This is a genomic window from Streptomyces niveus, assembly GCF_001723055.1.
Taxonomy (GTDB): Bacteria; Actinomycetota; Actinomycetes; order Streptomycetales; family Streptomycetaceae; genus Streptomyces; species Streptomyces niveus.
In genome coordinates this window covers 41576-59690 of record NZ_MDCR01000028.1, presented here as the reverse complement: position 1 = coordinate 59690, position 18115 = coordinate 41576, and the positions used below count along the sequence as shown (strand labels likewise).

Annotated in this window: 16 protein-coding genes; 6 read left to right on the top strand and 10 right to left on the bottom strand. The window is 71.3% G+C overall.

Going from position 1 to position 18115, the window contains the following annotated elements:
- The first annotated feature begins 19 nt into the window (after positions 1–19).
- Complete coding sequence (locus BHU15_RS03600) at positions 20–1363, top strand: MDR family MFS transporter (protein ID WP_079127862.1); 1344 nt, start codon at positions 20–22, stop codon at positions 1361–1363.
- A gap of 6 nt (positions 1364–1369) precedes the next feature.
- Here the strand turns inward: BHU15_RS03600 and BHU15_RS03595 are convergent, their stop codons facing one another.
- The 4 genes from BHU15_RS03595 to mshA all read right to left on the bottom strand — a co-directional run bounded on the left by BHU15_RS03595 (position 1370) and on the right by mshA (position 6741).
- The gene (locus BHU15_RS03595) at positions 1370–3040 is read right to left on the bottom strand and encodes a glycosyl hydrolase family 28-related protein (RefSeq protein WP_107422778.1); all 1671 of its coding nucleotides are present in this window, start codon (positions 3038–3040) and stop codon (positions 1370–1372) included.
- 134 nt (positions 3041–3174) lie between these two features.
- The gene (locus tag BHU15_RS03590; RefSeq protein ID WP_247748526.1) at positions 3175–4767 is read right to left on the bottom strand and encodes a N,N-dimethylformamidase beta subunit family domain-containing protein; all 1593 of its coding nucleotides are present in this window, start codon (positions 4765–4767) and stop codon (positions 3175–3177) included.
- An 83-nt stretch (positions 4768–4850) separates the two neighbouring features.
- Positions 4851–5405, bottom strand: coding sequence for a type III secretion system chaperone family protein (locus BHU15_RS03585; protein ID WP_069625839.1), 555 nt, complete (start codon positions 5403–5405; stop codon positions 4851–4853).
- Complete coding sequence (mshA, locus tag BHU15_RS03580) at positions 5398–6741, bottom strand: D-inositol-3-phosphate glycosyltransferase (RefSeq protein ID WP_069625811.1); 1344 nt, start codon at positions 6739–6741, stop codon at positions 5398–5400. Before mshA ends, BHU15_RS03585 begins: the two co-directional genes overlap by 8 nt.
- Positions 6742–6939: 198 nt before the next feature.
- On the opposite strand from mshA, the gene BHU15_RS03575 reads away from it, so the two are divergent.
- The 3 genes from BHU15_RS03575 (at position 6940) to BHU15_RS03565 (ending at position 10624) form a co-directional block, all read left to right on the top strand.
- The gene (locus BHU15_RS03575; RefSeq protein WP_069625810.1) at positions 6940–7800 is read left to right on the top strand and encodes a class I SAM-dependent methyltransferase; all 861 of its coding nucleotides are present in this window, start codon (positions 6940–6942) and stop codon (positions 7798–7800) included.
- A gap of 169 nt (positions 7801–7969) precedes the next feature.
- On the top strand, positions 7970–9118 hold the full coding sequence (locus BHU15_RS03570) for a C40 family peptidase (protein ID WP_069625809.1): 1149 nt from the start codon (positions 7970–7972) through the stop codon (positions 9116–9118).
- 237 nt (positions 9119–9355) lie between these two features.
- The gene (locus BHU15_RS03565; RefSeq protein ID WP_069625808.1) at positions 9356–10624 is read left to right on the top strand and encodes a PP2C family protein-serine/threonine phosphatase; all 1269 of its coding nucleotides are present in this window, start codon (positions 9356–9358) and stop codon (positions 10622–10624) included.
- Positions 10625–10652: 28 nt separating this feature from the next.
- Here BHU15_RS03565 and BHU15_RS03560 read toward each other — a convergent pair whose 3' ends face one another.
- The 4 genes from BHU15_RS03560 to BHU15_RS03545 all read right to left on the bottom strand — a co-directional run bounded on the left by BHU15_RS03560 (position 10653) and on the right by BHU15_RS03545 (position 13341).
- Positions 10653–10997 carry a DUF2516 family protein gene (locus BHU15_RS03560; RefSeq protein ID WP_069625838.1) on the bottom strand — a complete coding sequence of 115 codons (345 nt, stop codon included), beginning with the start codon at positions 10995–10997 and terminating at the stop codon, positions 10653–10655.
- Between the two features lie 151 nt (positions 10998–11148).
- Positions 11149–11799, bottom strand: coding sequence for a hypothetical protein (locus tag BHU15_RS03555; RefSeq protein WP_069625807.1), 651 nt, complete (start codon positions 11797–11799; stop codon positions 11149–11151).
- 18 nt (positions 11800–11817) lie between these two features.
- The gene (locus BHU15_RS03550; RefSeq protein WP_069625806.1) at positions 11818–12225 is read right to left on the bottom strand and encodes a helix-turn-helix domain-containing protein; all 408 of its coding nucleotides are present in this window, start codon (positions 12223–12225) and stop codon (positions 11818–11820) included.
- A 105-nt stretch (positions 12226–12330) separates the two neighbouring features.
- Positions 12331–13341, bottom strand: coding sequence for a hypothetical protein (locus BHU15_RS03545; RefSeq protein ID WP_069625805.1), 1011 nt, complete (start codon positions 13339–13341; stop codon positions 12331–12333).
- Between the two features lie 167 nt (positions 13342–13508).
- Here BHU15_RS03545 and BHU15_RS03540 point away from each other — a divergent pair, with 167 nt between their 5' ends.
- The gene (locus BHU15_RS03540; RefSeq protein WP_069625804.1) at positions 13509–14708 is read left to right on the top strand and encodes a sensor histidine kinase; all 1200 of its coding nucleotides are present in this window, start codon (positions 13509–13511) and stop codon (positions 14706–14708) included.
- Positions 14705–15367: a response regulator transcription factor gene (locus BHU15_RS03535; protein WP_069625803.1), complete on the top strand. Its 663-nt coding sequence runs from the start codon at positions 14705–14707 to the stop codon at positions 15365–15367. The genes BHU15_RS03540 and BHU15_RS03535 overlap by 4 nt, the downstream gene beginning before the upstream one ends.
- Positions 15368–15390: 23 nt before the next feature.
- Here the strand turns inward: BHU15_RS03535 and BHU15_RS03530 are convergent, their stop codons facing one another.
- Positions 15391–16587, bottom strand: coding sequence for an FAD-dependent monooxygenase (locus tag BHU15_RS03530; protein WP_069625802.1), 1197 nt, complete (start codon positions 16585–16587; stop codon positions 15391–15393).
- The gene (locus BHU15_RS03525; RefSeq protein ID WP_069625801.1) at positions 16584–17999 is read right to left on the bottom strand and encodes an MFS transporter; all 1416 of its coding nucleotides are present in this window, start codon (positions 17997–17999) and stop codon (positions 16584–16586) included. The genes BHU15_RS03530 and BHU15_RS03525 overlap by 4 nt, the downstream gene beginning before the upstream one ends.
- Between the last annotated feature and the right edge of the window lie 116 nt (positions 18000–18115).

The following is an 18115-nucleotide window of genomic DNA, read 5'->3' as shown; positions in this document are numbered from 1 at the left end:
CCCTCGGGGGGAATGCCGCATGTCCATCGCCGGACTGAGACGTGCCATGGGCGAGAGCGTCAGGAGGAGCGTCTCGGGGCTGCCCCGTGAGTTCTGGTGGCTGTGGACGAGCACACTGGTCAACCGGCTCGGTGCCTTCGTCGCCACCTTCATGGTGCTGTATCTGACCATCGAGCGCGGCTACTCGGCGTCGTACGCCGGTCTCGTCGCCTCGCTCCACGGCCTCGGCGGCGTCGTCTCCGCGGTCGGCGCGGGCGTGATGACCGACCGGCTCGGGCGGCGGCCCACGCTGCTGATCGCGCAGTTGTCGACGGCCGCGTCGGTGGCGCTGCTCGGTTTCATGCAGCATCCGGCGGCCATCGCCGCCGTCGCGTTCCTCGTCGGGATGACCTCGAACGCCTCGCGCCCCGCCGTGCAGGCGATGATGGCGGACATCGTGAAGCCCGAGGACCGGGTGCGGGCGTTCTCGCTGAACTACTGGGCGATCAACCTGGGGTTCGCGATCTCGTCGGTCGCCGCGGGCTTCATCGCCGAGTACAGCTATCTCGCCGGATTCCTGGGCGAGGCGGCGATGACACTGGCCTGTGCCGTGGTGATCTTCCTCAAGCTGCCGGAGTCGCGGCCCGAACGCGCCCCCGTGGACGGGAAGAGCGAGCCGGCGGCGGAGGTCGGGATGCGGACCGTGCTGCGGGACGGCCGCTTCATGAGCGTGGTCGGGCTGTCGTTCGTCGTCGCGCTGATCTTCCAGCAGGGGTTCGTGGGGCTGCCGGTCGCGATGGGCACGGACGGCTTCAGCAGCTCCGACTTCGGGATGATCATCGCGTTCAACGGGGTGCTGATCGTGGCGCTCCAGATCCCGGTCACCCGGTTCATCGAGCACCGTGACACCCGCAGGCTGCTGATCCTGTCCTCGGCGCTGGCGGGTTACGGCTTCGGGCTGACGGCCTTCGCCGGGTCGCTGGCCGTGTACGCGCTGGCGGTGCTGGTGTGGACGATCGCCGAGATCATCAACGCGCCGACGCAGACCAGCCTCGTGGTCCGGCTCTCGCCGGTCCACGGGCGGGGCCGCTACCAGGGCATGTACACGATGTCGTGGGCGGTGGCCGGTCTGGTCGCGCCGCTGATGTCCGGCTTCCTGATCGACCACTACGGCGCCGACTGGCTGTGGGGCGTCTGCGCGGTGCTGGGGACGGTGGCGGCCGGCGGGTACTGGCTGCTGATGCGGGGGCTTCCCAAGGAGGAGGTCGATGTCGGGTTCGACCGCGGCTCCGGCTCCGGCCCCGACGCGCGTACGGAGCCGGGGACGGAGCGGGAGCCGGGGACGGGTCCCGTGGCGGAGGCGGCGAAGTCACCCGCCCCGTAGGGGCGTTCAGCGCACCTTGAGCTCGCGCTGCGCCTCGTACAGATTGCCCGGCCGCAGCTCCCCCGGCCTGCCGTACGCCTCCAGCCGCGCGTTCAACTCGCCCTTGAAGTCCGGGACATCGATCTGCCCGAACTCGCGCACCTCACTGATTCCGGCCGTCACGCTGTACGGCGCGATCCCGTCGATCCTGACCAGTCCGGCCCGCTCGTTGAGCACGGTGACGTTCCAGTGCGTGAACCGCGCCCCGTACAGCGGTCCCGCGGACGCGTCGCCGCCGTGCGTCCCGTTGTTGTCGAGCGTGATCTCCGTACGGAGGTTGGCGAACGGCAGCCCCCGGTGGGTGTCGAAGGTGCCCATCTCCATCACGCCGCGCGACCAGACGTTGTGGCTGGAGAGCCCTTCGACGTTGATGCCGTGCAGTTGGGTGCCCGCGGGGGCCGGGACGGTCCGCGCGCCGATGAAGAAGTCCTCGACGAGGTTGTCGTGCGACGCCTCGCGGCAGAAGTACGGATGGTGCGAGCCGCGCCCCTCGACGCGCGTACGGCGCAGTGTGCAGGCGGAGGCGGCGACGAGGCCGAAGCTGTTGTCGCAGTGCCGGACGGTGATGTCGTCGGCCCAGCAGTCGTACGCGCACTGGAAGGTGACGCCGTTGTGGCCCTTGTCCAGCAGGTGGACCGACTGCGGCGTCTCGACCGCTTCGAGCGTCAGCCCTTCCACGCCGGAGCCGGTGAGCGGGGTGACGAGCGTGGTGATCATGGTGTTCCACTCGGGGCGGATGTCCACCGGGAGCGGGCGTTCCAGGGTGAGTTCGCGTCCTCTTACGGAGGTGACGCGTACGGGCCACTCGTACGGCACGTAGCTCAGCAGCTTCGACTTGTCGGACCAGTCGTACGCCTCGGTCGCCGGGCCGCCGCCCGACATGTGTTCCAGGAGGGTGTGGTCGGCGTCGTCGGCGACACGGAAGAGGACGATCTCGCCGCGCTCGATCCGCGACGCGTCCTCGACCGTCACGGTGAGATCACCCCGGCGGGCGGGTGCGACGGCGGTGAGGGGCTCGAACTCGGTGCGCTCGTTGCCCGTCCAGCCCTCCAGGGGCCACTTCTTGGCCTTGATGGACTCGATGAGGGAGTTGAGCCGTGCTTCCGGGGCGAGCCAGATGAGGCCGCCGGCCCAGGACCAGCTCGACTTGTCGCCGCCGAAGCGGCTGCCGTACGGGCCTATCAGCTCGGTGAGGTTCTTCGTCGCGTACAGCTTGGTGCGTCCGCTGCCCGCGCCGCGCAGCACCACGTCGCTGTGCGAGATACGGATGATGTCGTCGACGCGGTAGGTGCCCGCCGGGACGAGGACCGTGCCGCCGCCGCGCCTGCCCGCCTCGGCGAGCGCGCGGTTGATGGCGGGGGCCGCGTCGGCGGAGCCGTCGCCCTTGGCGCCGTACGCGCGGACGTCGGCGACCACGCGGGGGCGCGGGAAGCGGGTGGCTCCGGCGCGCTGGCCGGCCCGGCCGACGTAGGGGATCTGGGGGTGGGTCAGCGGCGACTCGGTGAACTCACGCCAGAGCGGGGAGGTGCGCGGGCCGCGGGGCACGGCGGCGGCGGAGCCGCTCGCGGGGCCGAGACCGGTCGCCGCACCGGCCGCGGCGACGGCCACGGCGCTGGCGAGCAACGCCCGTCTACTCATGGCTCGTTGGATACCCACGCTCATCAACCTCCACATATGTGAACCAGGTTCAGGTCTGCGGTCAGCGTGAGCATGCCACGGCGCGGCGGAGGGAGGGAAGAGGTGGTACGGCAGCGGTGCGCGGTGAGGCCGGGTCAGGTCGCCGTACTCCCGTACACGCTCCGCACGTTGTCCCTCGGCGCCGGCTTGGTCCGCCCCGCCGGACCCGCCGCGAAGGCACGGAGCACGTTCTCGGTGGTACGGGTGACGAAGGCACCGGTCCGGGCGTCCATCCGGTGATTGCGTCCGTTCTCCCGGGTCCCGGCCATGAGCCCCTCCACCCAGCGCATCGTCCCGGTCGCGAAGACGCCCGCGCCGCTGGACACGGTGTAGTACGCGGAATCCGCGTGGCTGTCGCGGCCTTTGCAGACCAGCGGTGAGTGGGCCACGATCTCCAGCGACGCGGGGGTCGGCTGCCCCGGAGTCACCCGGTCGTACTCCACCCCGACCAGGTGGTCGAAGGAGTCACCGCGCTTGACCCCCGTCCCCTCGAAGATCCAGTGGTCGGCGCCGTGGACGACGTACGGGGCGTCCGTGGGGAACCCCTCGTACAGGACGCCGGTCATGGACGACTCCGGGTCGGCGGCGGGCGACACCCGGAAGTCGGTGGTCACCATCGAGCGGTGCTCGGCGAGATACGGATCGCCCTCGTAGTCCGTCTTGTAGCAGACCACCGTGCGGACGGGCCCCCCGTCGTCGGCCCGCTCCAGCCTGATCCGGCGGAAGCAGGTGTTGGCGCCAAGGAAGGCCAGATTGGTCCCGGCGTCCCGGGCCCCGGTGAAGTGCCGCCGCTGCTCGGGGGTCCAGTACTCGTCGTGGCCGAGCGAGATCGCCGCCGTCGCGCCGCGCAGCACCGACGGGGAGAGATGGACGTCGATGCCTGTCGTGTAGGCGAGGGGGATGCCGAGGCGTTCCGCGAGGACGACCAGGGCGCGTTCGTGGACGAGGAACTTCTCCGCGCCGTTCTTGTCGTACGGCCGGTCGAAGGAGACGGCCAGCGAACGGGCCCCGTACGCGCCGTTCTTGCCCTCGTAGAGGTTGTAGCCGCCCCACAGGTTGTACGCCTGCCAGGTCGCGGGCGCGTGCATCAGCACGGTCCGGCCCGCCGCGCTCCGCGAGCGGACGATCAGCGGGACGTACCGCTGGTGTCCGCTCGACGCGTCCAGCCGCAGCAGGTACGCGCCCTCGGGCCAGCCGTCGGCGCGCACGGTGAGCGTGCGCTTCCAGTCGGCCCGTACGGTCTGCGTGTACTTGACCATGTGCCGATCGCGCTGGACCCGGCCCGCCATCTGGTCGGAGCGCCAGACCAGCCGGGCCTGGGCCCCGTCGTACCAGCCCATCCGATACGCGGAGACCCGGAAGCGGGGCGCGGTCGTCGACACGTACAGCCCGAACTCCTCGCCCGGCAGGACGCTCACCTTGTCGGTGTACCCCTGGACCGCGTCGGCCGGGCCCACCGAGCGGATGCGCCAGTCGGGGCTGCCGGGGCGCTCGCGTTCGGCGGCGGTCAGGTCGGTGTCGGTGCCGATGTCCGTACCGGTGTCCGCGGAGGGCCGGGCGGCCGGTCCCCCGCCCGGCGAGGAGTCGCAGCCGGTCAGGGCCCCGACCGCGAGCCCGGCGGCACCGGCGGCGGCGCCGAGGAAGTGCCTGCGGTCCAACGGGCCGCCGCCCTGACGTTGGTCGTCCATGGAACGATCGTGGAGCGGCGGATGCGGACCGGCGACCCGGTGGAGCCGAATGCGGGTACGCCGGGCGCCGGGAGTGAGAGAGGTCAGGCGGGTCCGGGATTCTCCGCGGGCCGGGTCAGATGCGTGAAGGCGTCGAGGTTCCTGGTGGACTCCCCGCGGGACACCCGCCACGCGTACTCCTTGCGGATCGCGCTCGCGAACCCCAGCTCCAGCAGCGTGTTGAAGGAACCGTCCGCCTCTTCCAGTACGGTCCCGAGCAGCCGGTCCAGCTCGTCCTCGCCGACGGCGGACAGCGGCAGTTTGCCGGAGAGGTAGATGTCGCCGAGCCGGTCGACCGCGTACGCCACCCCGTACAGCTTGAGGTTGCGCTCCAGCAGCCAGCGGTGGACGGCGCCCTCGTTCTCGTCCGGGTGCCGGACGACGAAGGCGTTCACGGAGAGGGAGTGCCGCCCGACGCGCAGGGAGCAGGTCGTGGAGAGCTTGCGGGTGCCGGGGAGCGTGACGACGAAGGAGCCGGGATCGGGGCTCTCCCACTCCAGACCGGAGTCGAGCGCGGCGGACTTGAGGCTCTGTTCGACGAGGTGGACGGCGTGCGCGGGGCCGCCGGCCCCGCCTCGGGCTCGCGTGTCGTCAGCCATGGTGCGAGCGTACGCGACCTCGGTGATCATGCACGGCGGCCGTGTAGACGTCCGCCGTCGCCGACGCCGCCGTGTCCCAGCCGAAGGACTGCGCGTGCCGCGAGGCCGCCTGCCCCATCCGGTCCACCAGCTCGGGCCGGTCGATGAAGCGGGCGAGCGCCTGGGCGTACGCCTCCGGCTCGTGGCCGGGGATCAGGAAGCCGGTCTGGCCGTTGCGTACCGCCACCGGGAGACCGCCCACCGCTGCCGCGACCACCGGGGTCCCGCTCGCCTGCGCCTCTATGGCGACGAGGCCGAAGGACTCGCTGTAGGAGGGCATGACCAGCACGGACGCCGCGCGGAACCAGTCGGCGAGCGCCTGCTGGCCGACCGGCGGACAGAACCGTACGACATCGGCGATACCGAGCCTGGCCGCCAGCTTGTGCAGCCCTTCCGGCTTGGCCAGACCGCTGCCGCTCGGGCCGCCCACGACCGGAACGACCAGCCTCCTACGGAGGGCGGGCTCGCGGTCCACCAGGACGGCCACGGCGCGCAGCAGGACGTCGGGGGCCTTGAGCGGCTGGATACGGCCGGCGAAGAGCGGCACGAACGCGTCCTGCGGCAGCCCCAGACGGGCGCGCGCCGCCGCGCGGCCGTCGGCGGGGCGGAAGACGTCCAGGTTCACGCCGGGGTGGACGACGGCGACCTTCCCGGGATCCGCCTCGTAGAAGCGGACGAGTTCGTCGGCCTCCTCGGAGGTGTTGGCGATCAGCCGGTCGGCGGCGCGCACGATCTGCGTCTCGCCGATGACACGGGCCGCGGGCTCGGGGGCGTCGCCTTCGGCGAGCGCGGCGTTCTTGACCTTGGCCATGGTGTGCATGGCGTGGACGAGGGGCGCGCCCCACCGCTCGGCGGCGAGCCAGCCGACATGGCCGGAGAGCCAGTAGTGGGAGTGGACGAGGTCGTAGTAGCCGGGGCGCTGGCCGGCCCACGCCTGCATCACGCCGTGCGTGAAGGCGCAGAGCTGCGCGGGCAGCTCCTCCTTGGCCAGGCCCTCGTACGGACCGGCGTCCACGTGCCGTACGAGCACGCCCGGTGCCAGCTCCACGCTGGGGGGCAGCCCGCCGGTGGTCGAGCGCGTGAAGATCTCGACCTCGATGTCGATGGCGGCCAGGCGTCTGGCCAGCTCGACGATGTAGACGTTCATGCCGCCCGCGTCGCCCGTCCCCGGCTGGTGCAGCGGGGAGGTGTGGACGCTGAGCATGGCGACGCGCCGCGGTTTGCGCGGGTGGCCGGGGATGCGGAGCCGGGGCGGTGACACCAGGGTGCCGGCAAGCCTGGACACGTACTGGCTCACGTCGACGAACCTCTCGCTCGGAGCACGACTTGGAGAGGGCTGGGGACCCTCTGCGCGCGGCAACGCCGGAACGGGCTCTTTCATTTCCCACTTTGCCGAATCATTACCGTTGGCCGCTCAACCATTGGCACGGGTGCCGGTCGCCCGGCGGTCGCCCGCCTGCGCGTAGGAGGTCCGGCCGTCGTTAGGCTCAGCCGCATGCCCGCGCGCCCTTCCTCCTCGCCCCGTCGCCCCGTGGGCACGGTCACGCGCGGCACGACCAACCCGAACCGGCTGCGCCGCATGGACCGCTGGATCGCCGCCGTACAGGGCCCGGTGCTGCGCCGCTCGGCCGACCCCGTCGCCGTCGACCTCGGATACGGCGCCGCGCCCTGGACCGCCGTCGAGCTGCTGCGGCGGCTGCGGGCGGCCGAGCCGCGTACCGAGGTGGTGGGCGTGGAGATCGAGCCCGCGCGGGTCGCGGCGGCGCTTCCGTACGAGGAGGACGGGCTCAGCTTCGTCCACGGCGGCTTCGAGATCCCGCTGCCGGGCCCCGCGGACGGCCGCCGGCCGCTGCTGATCAGGGCGGCGAACGTCCTGCGCCAGTACGACGAGAGCGAGGTCGCGGCGGTCTGGACCCGGCTCCGCGCCCGGCTCGCGCCCGACGGCCTGCTCATCGACGGGACGTGCGACGAGATCGGGCGGCGCCATGTGTGGATCGCCCTCGGTAAGGAGGGTCCGCGCACGGTCACCTTCGCGACCCGGCTCGGCTCGCTGGACCGCCCGTCGGACCTGGCGGAGCGGCTGCCGAAGGCACTGATCCACCGCAATGTGCCGGGCGAGCCGGTGCACGCCTTCCTGCGGGACTTCGACCGGGCGTGGGCGGCGGCGGCCCCGTACGCCTCACTCGGCGCCCGGCAGCGGTGGATCAGGGCGGTGGGGAGTCTCGCGGCGGACTGGCCGCTGGCCGGCCCGGCTGCGGGCGGCGGGCGGAGCAGATGGCGACAGGGTGAAGTCACGGTGGAGTGGCGGGCGCTGGCGCCGAACTCTGACGAAACGGATGCGTTCAGGGGAACATGAGCGACGGGCCGTTCGTCTCTGACGGTTGGTGGACGTGACCGGTGGCCGGTACTGCCCCCTGTCGTTCCGGGGGCGGGCATGGCACGATCACGACGGCGCAGAACAGTTACTGACAGTAAGTCAGTTGGGTGGGGCAGACGTGTCGGTCCGAAGTCCGGAGGGGAAGCTCGTGAACAGACGCCGCTGGGTCACAGCCGCGATCACGGTCGTCTGCGCGCTGTCGGTGCTGTCGTCACCGGCGTTGCTGAACCAGGCGTACGCGGCTCCCGCGTCGCCCACTTCACCGTCGTCCCCCGCCGCGCCGAGCGACCCGCCCGTGGCGCCCCGGCCGTTCGACCGGAGCCTGCCGCCGGGGGCGGACGGCAGGACGGCCGGCGCGGACGACTCGAAGCTCGAAGCGGTACGCAGGAAGATCGACGGGCTGTACGGCAAGGCCACCTCGGCCACCGACGCGTACAACCTCGCCGAGGAGCGCGCCGACAACCAGTCGGCCGAACTGGTCAGGCTCTCCAGCGAGATCGTCAACGGCCAGGTCCGGATCGACCGGCTCAAGCGCCAGGCCGGCGCCGCGGCCCGCGCGCAGTACCGCGCGGGAGGGCTGCCACCCGAGGCGCAGTTGCTGCTCACCGACGACCCGCAGCTCTTCCTCGACGGCGCGGGCCGCGTCCAGCGCGGCCAGAAGGCGACCAAGGACCTGCTCGGTCAAATGACCAAGGCGCAGGACGACTTGACGGCGTACACGAAAAAGGCCGGCGCCGAGTGGACCAAGCTCGAAGCGAGCCGGGTCAAGCAGGCGAAGGCGAAGAAGGAGATCACCCAGCAGATCAAGGCCGCCAAGAAGATCGAGGCGGGGCTGGAGAAGGAGGAGCGCGACCGGCTGCTGATGCTGGAGCAGCAGGACGCGGCCAAGGCGCAGGAGGCCTGGCTGGGTTCGGGCGAGCTCAAGGACATCAACGGCGAGGCGAGCGCCCAGGGCAAGGCGGCCATCGAGTACGCCACGGCGCAGATCGGCAAGCCGTACGTGTGGGGCGCCGAGGGCCCGGCGTCGTTCGACTGCTCGGGGCTGACGTCCGAGGCGTGGCGGGCGGCCGGGAAGGTCATCCCGCGCACCTCACAGGAACAGTGGCGGCTGCTCCCCCGTGTCCCGGTCTCGCAGATGCGCCCCGGCGACCTGATCATCTACCACCAGGACGCCAGCCATGTCGGGATGTACGTGGGCAACGGCTCCATCGTCCACGCGCCCCGGCCCGGCCGGCAGGTGACGCTGACCGGGGCGGGCTCGATGGTGATTCTCGGCGTCGTCAGGCCGGACAAGTAGGCCGCCCCGCTCCACTTCTCTGTTCCACGTGATGTTTGTCATGGCCGTTTCGGCTCCTCAGGAGGGGCCGATCGTGCCGGATGCGTGGCGGGAAGCGGCATATGGCGCGGGATCTTCTCCGTACGGCGTTCCGTACGCCATTCCTTTCGGGCACCGGCTAACGCTAGGGTCCCGGTCGGTGGGGCGTCGATCGGCGTCTCATCGTGCCCTCGGGGGGAGGGAAGGACTCACAGACCGATGGCCGTACCTGTACCGATGCCGCGACAGCGCACCGGCTCGCCAGTCGAGAGTGCGCCCGCCCCGGAGACCTCCGGCGGAGGCGGCGACCTCACGCTCCTCGTCATCGAGGACGATCCCGCGGGCACCTTCAGCGCACCGGAACTTCCCGACGCGGCGGGCACCCGGGTCCGTATCCGCACCGCGCGCAACCTCACCGAGGCCGAGCGGCTGCTCACCGACGACATCCAGTGCATCCTCGTGGACCTGGCGCTGCCGGGCCGCTACGACAGCGACCACGACGGCCTCGCGCCGCTGAAGCACGTGCTGCGGCTCGCGCCCCGGCACGCCGTTCTCGCGCTGGCCGCCGAGGGCGACAGCGAGCGAGCGGCGGCGGCCGTGCGGGTGGGCGCGCAGGACTATCTCTTCCGTGACGAACTGGACAGCAGGCTGCTGAGCCGCGCGATCCGCTACGCCGTCGAGCGCAAGCGCGCGGACGTCGCGCAGCGCCAGCTCACCGAGTCCCGGCTGCGGGCGCAGGAGAACGCCCGGCTGGAACGCGGTCTGCTGCCCACACCGCTCCTCCAGGGCTCCAACCTGCGCTTCGCGTCCCGCTACCGGCCCGGCCGCTCCCGCGCCCTGCTCGGCGGCGACTTCTACGACACGGTCCGCACGCCCGACGGCACGGTCCACGTGATGATCGGCGACGTCTGCGGGCACGGCCCGGACGAGGCCGCGCTGGGGGTGGAGTTGCGGATCGCCTGGCGGGCGCTGACCTTCGCCGGGCTCTGCGGGGACACGCTGCTCTCGACGCTCCAGAAGGTCCTGGAGCACGAGCGGGAGAGCGAGGAGATCTTCGCGACGTTGTGCACGATCGACATCGCGCCGGACGGCCGGCGGGCCGGGCTCTGCCTGGCGGGACACCCGTCGCCGCTGATCGTCCGGGCGGGCGGGGCGCCGCGTCTGCTGCCGTACGACGAGGGCGGCCCCGCGCTCGGACTGCTGCCGCGCGCCCGCTGGCCGCGCCGGGAGGTCCAGCTGGGCGAGGCGTGGAGCCTGATGATGTACACGGACGGGCTGATCGAGGGCCGCGTCGGGGCGGGCACGAAGCAGCGGCTCGGCCAGGACGGCATGGTCGAGATGATCACCGGTCTGCTGGCGCGGGGTCTGAGCGGCGAGGAGCTGCTGGAGACCGCGGTGGCTCAGGTACGGGAGCTGAACGGCGGCGAGCTGACGGACGACGTGGCCGTGCTGCTGCTGGACCGTGGCACGGCGCTGGTCACCGCCTGAGCGCTCCGAGCAGGGGTCCTGCCCCGGCTCAGCGACCGCCGTTGTACGGCCCGTACGGTCCGTCGCTGCTGGAGCCGCCGCTGCGGCGTCCGCCGCCACTGCCGCCGACCTGCTTGATCGCGGGGCGCACATCGACGAAGTACACGATGATCGCGATCAGCCCGATGATCGGCAGGAACGACAGCAGCGGGAAGATCAGGCTCACCACGAGCGCGATGCCGAGGATGATCAGCCAGAACGGCTTGGTCTGCTTGTCGGCGGCGCGGAAGGCGTCCTCACGCCGGATGAACGCGTCGACCAGCGCGAAGGCGCCGAACACGGTCAGCGGGATGCTCAACAGAGCCACAAGCCCGTCGAAGCCAGCCATCAACACGTTGCCCACCGCCTGTTTCTGTCCGAATCATCTGCCGGATCGTGTGCCGACAAGGTACCCGTACAACGGTCCGGACACCGCTGTGGTGCCCGGACCGTTGTTTTCGGTATCCGACTGTTCGCCACTGCTGCTCGCCGCTACCCGCTGCCCGCTACTTGCTCGCGGGCGGTGTGGCCTTCTTGGCGGCGGCCGGCTTACGCGTGGCCGTCGTCTTGCGCGCGGCGGGCTTCGTGCCGGTGGCCTTGGCCTCCGGCTTGGCCTTGGCCGACGCGGGCTTCGCCTGGGCGGGCTTCACCGGGGCCGGCTTCGCCGCGGCGGGCCTGGCCGCCGGCTTGGTGCTCTGCTTCGTCCCGGGCTCGACGGCGACGGCGATCTCCGTCATCTCGTCGGCGGCCTCGCCCCGCCAGGTGCGTACGGACTGCTCGCCGCGCTCGGCGACCTTCTCGTACGTCTCACGGGCCCTGACCGCGTACTCGGCGGCCACGCCCACGCCCCGCAGCGCGAGGTCCTGGGCGGTCTCGCCCAGCTTCTTCAGGTCGGTGTCGAGCGACCCGAGCACCTCGGTGACCTTGGACTGAACGGTCGTCTGCGCTTCCTTCGCCTGCGAGGTGACCTTGTCCTGGACGAGCTTGGGGTCGGCGTTGCGCACCGCGTCGATACGGCCCGGGGCCTCCGCGCGGAGCTGCTCGATCAGCCCGGGAACCTTCTTGGCCTGCTCGACGGCGAGATCCGCCGTACCGGCCGCGAAGTAGAGGGGGGTCGGGTCGCTGAACGTCTTGCGCAGGTCATCGGCGATGGCCATGTCTGTGGTCCTCCGGTATCAGTGTGAGGGTGGGGTGACAGCACTTCCGCCGGCCGTACCGGACGCGTCGTCCTCGGTGCCGAGCCCGTTCTCCTTACGGAAGGACTCGTAGATCTGCAGGAGCACCTGCTTCTGCCGCTCGTTGATCGACGGGTCCGCGAGGATGACGCCACGCGTCTCCAGCTCCTCGCGCTCCCGCTCGTCGAGCATCCCGGCCTGCACGTACAGCGTCTCGGCGGAGATCCGCAGCGCCTTGGCGAGCTGCTGGAGGATGTCCGCGCTCGGCTTGCGCAGACCGCGTTCGATCTGGCTGAGATACGGATTGGACACCCCGGCGGCCTCGGAGAGCTGCCGCAACGACAGCTGCGCGTTGCGCCGCTGCTCGCGCAGGTACTCACCGAGATTGCCGACGTTGAGTGATGCCATGACTCCAGGGTGCCCACTCTTGCTAACTTTTGCAAGCACCCGCTTGCAAAAGTGTTCCACGCAACAGGCTGACCGAATTGTCCCAGACCGGGGCCGGCCACACCGTCAGCGCTTGTGCGCGTTGCGCGGCGGCGACGATGAGGGGCAGGGCTTCGCCGGCCGGACGGAGGCGGGCCGATGTGTGGGCAGCAGCGGGACTCCCGCGCGGCGTTCCGGCGTCGCACGTGCCGCCGACGCGCGTTCCGCGATCACGCGTGCCGAGACCTCCGAGCCGATGATCACGCCGTAGGAAAGCGCCTCGACCGCCGCGGATATCCCGCGCATGAGCTGGACGTACTTGTGCGGGACCACATCATGGATCACCCGGGAGCTGCCCACGGCGTAGCCCACCGCCCCCGCCATATTGAGAAACCCGCCGAACATCTTCCCGTAGTTCGGCTTCGGCGAATTCTCGTCCGGGCCCTTGAACGTGCGCACCAGATTCCCGAACTCGTCCGCGAACGCCTGGGCACCGACCAGCCCGTTCAGCCCGAGTCCGGCCGCGTAGACGTCCTTGTTCAGGATTCCCGTGCCGTAGCCCTGCACCAGATAGGAATATCCCTCACGGCCGGCGTCCATCGCCCTTCGGGCAAGCGAGACCTTCGCTCTCGCCGGATCCTTCGACGAGCCCTCGATCACCAGATACGCCATCCCCGCGAGCTGAGCGCCGGCTCCGCCCACGGCGGGGCTCACCGCGCCGACGCCGGAGGCCGCGTACGCGGCCAGACCGGCGATGTTGACCAGTCCGGCGCCCACCTTGTAGAGATTCAGCTCCGGTTCCCCCCGGTCCTGGCGCCAGCGGACGATCTCCTCCAGGGCCGCTTTCGCCCCCACGTCCCCGTTCGCCCCGACGCCGACGGCGTAGACCAGATCGCTCTCGGCGAGAATTCCGCCCGCCTGAATCGCGTGCGGGGCCCCCTCAAGACCGGACTTCCCAAGAATCTCGGCAATGGTTTTCCATGGCAGCTCACCGATGGTCTGCCAGGTGGTCTCAATGGTGAATTTCCATGTCAGCGTGAGATCTGGAATTTTGAAATCTGGCAGCTTGAGGCGCTGGGTCAGGGTCTTGTTCGGCACGATCGCTCCTTGTTCGCTTCGCCCTTCACTGATCGTGCAGACGGACAGGGGGAATTCGGAGTTCGACGCACTGCGAAACCCATACGCCGCGAGGGTCGTACTTGACGGCTTCTTAGCGGCAACGGATTGCCCACCGGGCGTGTCGGCCGCCCCGTACGCTGAACCGCGTGACGAAAACGGGGGGTGGCCCGCGACCGCGCGGTACGTGGTGGCGGGAAGGGGCGGTCACCGCGACGGCGTTCGTGCTCTGTCTGCTCGGCGGGGTGGTGCAGGTCGACGACACCCTGACCGCGCCTCCCGCCGCCGCGTACGTCATCGCCGTGGTCTCCTGCGCCGTGCTGCCGCTACGGCGCCGGGCGCCCCTGGCCGTGCTGGCGGCCACGACCGCGAGCGGCGTACTGGTGGCGCCCCTGGGTCTGCTGCTGAGCCCGCTCATCGTGGCCCCCGCCCTGATCACCGCCTACTCCTACGCGCTCACCGCCCGCACCGAACGGCGCGCGGCCGGCGCGGTGTTGGGCACCTCCTTGGTGCTGCTCGTCGCCTCCACGCCCTTGTTCGGGGGCGTCTCGTGGCAGGACGCGAGCAGGATGGGATCGGTGGCGGCGTTCCCGCTGATGGCCGGCGTCCTCGGCCACTCCGTACGGAACCGACGGGCCTACCTGGCGGCCGTGGAGGAGCGGGCCCGGCGGGCCGAGGAGAGCCGCGACGGCGAGGCGCGGCGGCGGGTGGCGGAGGAACGGGTACGTATCGCACGGGAGTTGCACGACCTCGTGGCCCATCAGATCACCCTGGCCAACGCGCAGGCCACGGTCGCCGCCCATCTCTTCGACATCCGCCCGGAGCAGACCCGTAAGAGCCTGCGCGAGCTGGTCGAGACAACGGGTCACGCGCTGGACGAACTGCGGTCCACCGTCGGTCTGTTGCGTCAGTCCGGGGACACCGCCGGGCCCGCCGAACCGGCGCCCGGTCTGTCCCGGCTGCCCGCGCTCCTCGCGTCGTTCCGCGGCGCGGGTCTGGAGGTGTCGGTGGAACAGGAAGGCACAGCACGGCCGTTGGCACCGGGTGTGGACCTCACCGCGTACCGCATAGTCCAGGAGGCCCTGACCAACGTGACCAAACACGCCGCCACCGGCACCGCCCGCGTGCACCTCGCCTGGAGCCGCGACCGCGTGACCGTCACCGTCGCCGACGACGGAGAGGGCGCGGTGGCCGTGCACGGCCGCCCGCCCGGCTACGGACTGATCGGGATGCGGGAACGTGCCACCGCCGCCGGAGGTCAGCTCTCCGCCGGCAGACGCCCGGAGGGCGGCTTCCTCGTCTCCGCCGAGCTGCCCCTCCCGCCCGCCAGGCCCGGGGGTGCGCCATGACGCTCCGGGTGCTGCTCGCCGACGACCAGGCCCTGCTGCGCGACGCGTTCCGGATCCTGCTCGACACCGCCGACGACATCACCGTGGTCGGCGAGGCCGCCGACGGCCGCGAGGCGGTGCGGCTCACCCGGAAGCTGCGCCCGGACGTGGTGATCATGGACATCCGGATGCCCGAGGTCGACGGGCTCGCCGCCACCTCGGAGATCTGCGCGGACCCGGAGCTGCGGGCCAGCCGCATCCTGATCCTCACCACGTACGAGACCGACGAGTACGTCGCCCAGGCGCTGCGCGCGGGGGCCGCCGGCTTCATCGGCAAGGGCATCGGCGCCGAGGACCTGCTGAACGCCGTGCGTACGGTCGCCGACGGCGACACCCTGCTGTCCCCCGCGGCGACCCGCTCCCTGGTCACCCGTTTCCTGGCCACCCCGGACGCCCCCCGGCCGCACGACCCCGACCGGCTCGCCGTACTCACCCCGCGCGAACGGGAGATGGTGGCCCTGGTCGCGACCGGCCTGTCCAACCAGGAGATCGCCGAGCGGATGTTCCTCAGCCCCTTCACCGTCCGCGCCCATGTGCAGCGCGCCATGACGAAGCTGGAGGCGCGTGACCGGGCACAGCTCGTCGTCATCGCCTACCGGACGGGCCTGGTCGAAAACTGAGCGCGCCCGTCGTACGTGCGGCGTCACCGCGGCAGGGCGAACTCCGGCAGCGTCAGGGCCGAATGGGCCGGTCGCGGCGGCGCGGCGGGCAGGGTGAGGAGGTCACGCAGCCCCCGGTCGCGTTGCTCCAGCGCCCGCTCCGTGGTGGGGAAGAGCGTGGCCGCGCCGTTGTCGACCAGGGCCTGGTTCATGGCGACGAACGGACGGAGGTCCCGTTCGTACGCGGCGAATGCCGCCCGGTGATCTCCGTACGCGGCAAGGGAGTTGGCGAGCATGTAGGCGCCGGCCAGTGCGAGGCTGGAGCCTTGTCCGGTGAGGAACGAGGGGGCGTACGCGGCGTCGCCGACGAGCGCGACGCGACCGCGGGACCAGGCGGGCATACGGATCTGGCCGGCCGTGTCGAAGAACAGATCGTCCGCGTCGCGCATGGCGTCGACCATCGCCGCCACCCCCTCCCATCCCGCGCCCGCGAAGGCCGAGGCGACCAGGTCCCGTTGGGCGCCCGGGTTCCGGGGGACGTCGAGCGCCGGCCCCGGCCGGTGGAAGTTCAGGAAGCCGTGCAGTTCGTCGTCGTCCCCGACGGCGTAGAGGGCCGCGGCCTTCCCGGGGCTGTTCCACATCATCACCTCGCGGGAGAGCCCGAAGGTGTTCGGCAGGGTGAAGATGGCGAAGCAGTAGCCGAGGTAGCGGTGGAACCGCTCCTCGGGGCCGAACAGGGACTCCCGGGTGCGTGAGTGCATGCCGTCGGCGCCCACGACGAGGTCGTACGTGCGCCGTCGCCCGCTGCGGAACGTCACGTCGACCCCGTTCTCGTGATCGTCGAGGACGTCGATGGCATCGCCGAACAGGAACTCGACGTCGTCGCGGACGGCCGCGTAGAGGCTCGCGGCCAGATCCCCGCGACGTATCTCAAGGTCCTGTCCCTCGACACCGCCGGAGACGGCGCTCGGGGTGAGTGACGCCACCTTGCCGCCGTCGGCGTCGAGGAATGTGAGACGGCGCGAGTCGATGTGCGCGTCCCGCAGCCCCGGCAGTATCCCCATCCGCCGGACCACCTCGATCGCGGTGCCTCGGATGTCGACGGGGTAGCCACCGCCGCGCAGCGCGCCCGCCTTCTCCACCACGGTGACCGCGTATCCGGCCCGGTGCAGCCAGTACGCCAGGGCGGGTCCGGCGATGCTGGCCCCGGAGATCAGTACGTGGCGTCCGGTACGGGTCATGCCCCTGCTCCTTTGTTGGTGGCGTGGAGTTTCGTGACGCGGACAACGAGCAGTGACAGTGCGGCGACAAGGCCGGCGACGGCGAATCCGGTCACGAAGGCCGACTCCGCCGGCAGGCCCGTCACCGGGTCGCCCCCGGCGCCGAGGATGGCGCCGCCGAGCTGGGCGCCCAGCGCGACGCCGATCACCCGGGTCACCACGAGCAGGCTGGTGGCGATGCCGATGTCCTTGGTCTCGACGGCGGTCGCGGTCCCGGCGAGCAGCGCCGTCGTACCGACGCCCGCCGCGAACGCGGTCAGCACCTTCGCGAGGACGAGGTGCCACGGCGCGGTGTGCTGCGCCGCCAGGGCGATCAGCGTGGCCGCCGTGACGACGGCGCCCACGACGACCACGGCGCGCGGGCCGAACCGCCGCGCCGCGACCCCGCCGACCGAGTCGCTCAACGCCCCGGCGACGGCGCCGGGAAGGAGGAACAGTCCGATGTCGGTGGTGCTCGCTCCGAAGCCGTAACCGTCGCCCGATATCGCGAACAGCTGCGGGAGCAGGAAGATCACCATCCCGGCGGTGACGGTGATGACGAAGGTGAGTACGCACGCGTGCCACATCGCGGGCTTCGCCAGCATGCGCAGATCGACCATCGGAGCGACCGCCCGGCGCTCGACGGCGACCCAGCCGGTCCCGAGGGCGGCGACGGCCACCGCGACGGCGCCGACGGCTGGTGGCGGAAGGCTGCCGTTCGTCACGGTCACGAGCCCGAGCATGAACGTGAGCAACGTGGCGCTCAGCAGAAGTACGCCGGGCCAGTCGATCCCGCTGTCCGATTCGGCGGGCGGATCGTGCGGCATCAGCCGGGCCACGGCCATCGTCGTCGCGATGATGACGGCCGTCGGCAGCGCGAACATCCAGTGCCAGGAGAGCAGTTCGGCGATCGGCCCGGCGATCAGGGTGCCCACCATGCCGCCGCCGGTGAACAGGGCGATGACGACCCCGATCGCCACCTGCGACTCGCCTGCCGACAGATGCTTGCGCACCAGGATGAAGGAGAGCGGCAGCGCGCCCACCATGGCGCCCTGAAGTACCTGGCCGAGCAGCAGCACCGGCAGATTCGGCGCCACACTCGCCAGCAGACCGCCGGCCGCGACCACGGCCATCAGCCGGATCAGCACCCGCTTCCCGCCGTAGCGGTCGCCGAGTTTGCCCGCGACAGGGGTGAGGACGGCGCCGGTGATCAGCAAGGTGTTGCCGATCAGGGCCCCTTCGTCGGGAGTGACCCCCAACTCACCTTGCAGCAGCGGGATCGCGGGCTCCACCACTGACTGGAGGGTGCCGAGGGCGAGTGCCAGCACGCCGAGGGCGGCGATCGAGAGCCTTCCGATACGGGGCGGGGGAAGCGCGGTCACAGCTTGGGACATGGATGTCCTCTTCATCGTGGGTGACGGGCGGATACGGGGACCCGCGTACGCCTCCCACACTTCCGCCAGGCGGCCCCGCCGGGCATCGTCCCCAGTCCCCGTTCGCCCCTGGTGCG

Bases quoted from the DNA above. Each gene is read 5' to 3' on its own strand.
- BHU15_RS03590 (WP_247748526.1), bottom strand. From the start codon at position 4,767: ATGGACGACCAACGTCAGGGCGGCGGCCCGTTGGACCGCAGGCACTTC.
- BHU15_RS03575 (WP_069625810.1), top strand. From the start codon at position 6,940: ATGCCCGCGCGCCCTTCCTCCTCGCCCCGTCGCCCCGTGGGCACGGTC.
- BHU15_RS03595 (WP_107422778.1), bottom strand. From the start codon at position 3,040: ATGAGTAGACGGGCGTTGCTCGCCAGCGCCGTGGCCGTCGCCGCGGCC.
- BHU15_RS03585 (WP_069625839.1), bottom strand. From the start codon at position 5,405: ATGGCTGACGACACGCGAGCCCGAGGCGGGGCCGGCGGCCCCGCGCAC.
- BHU15_RS03600 (WP_079127862.1), top strand. From the start codon at position 20: ATGTCCATCGCCGGACTGAGACGTGCCATGGGCGAGAGCGTCAGGAGG.
- BHU15_RS03565 (WP_069625808.1), top strand. From the start codon at position 9,356: ATGGCCGTACCTGTACCGATGCCGCGACAGCGCACCGGCTCGCCAGTC.
- BHU15_RS03550 (WP_069625806.1), bottom strand. From the start codon at position 12,225: ATGGCATCACTCAACGTCGGCAATCTCGGTGAGTACCTGCGCGAGCAG.
- BHU15_RS03555 (WP_069625807.1), bottom strand. From the start codon at position 11,799: ATGGCCATCGCCGATGACCTGCGCAAGACGTTCAGCGACCCGACCCCC.
- BHU15_RS03530 (WP_069625802.1), bottom strand. From the start codon at position 16,587: ATGACCCGTACCGGACGCCACGTACTGATCTCCGGGGCCAGCATCGCC.
- BHU15_RS03525 (WP_069625801.1), bottom strand. From the start codon at position 17,999: ATGTCCCAAGCTGTGACCGCGCTTCCCCCGCCCCGTATCGGAAGGCTC.
- BHU15_RS03535 (WP_069625803.1), top strand. From the start codon at position 14,705: ATGACGCTCCGGGTGCTGCTCGCCGACGACCAGGCCCTGCTGCGCGAC.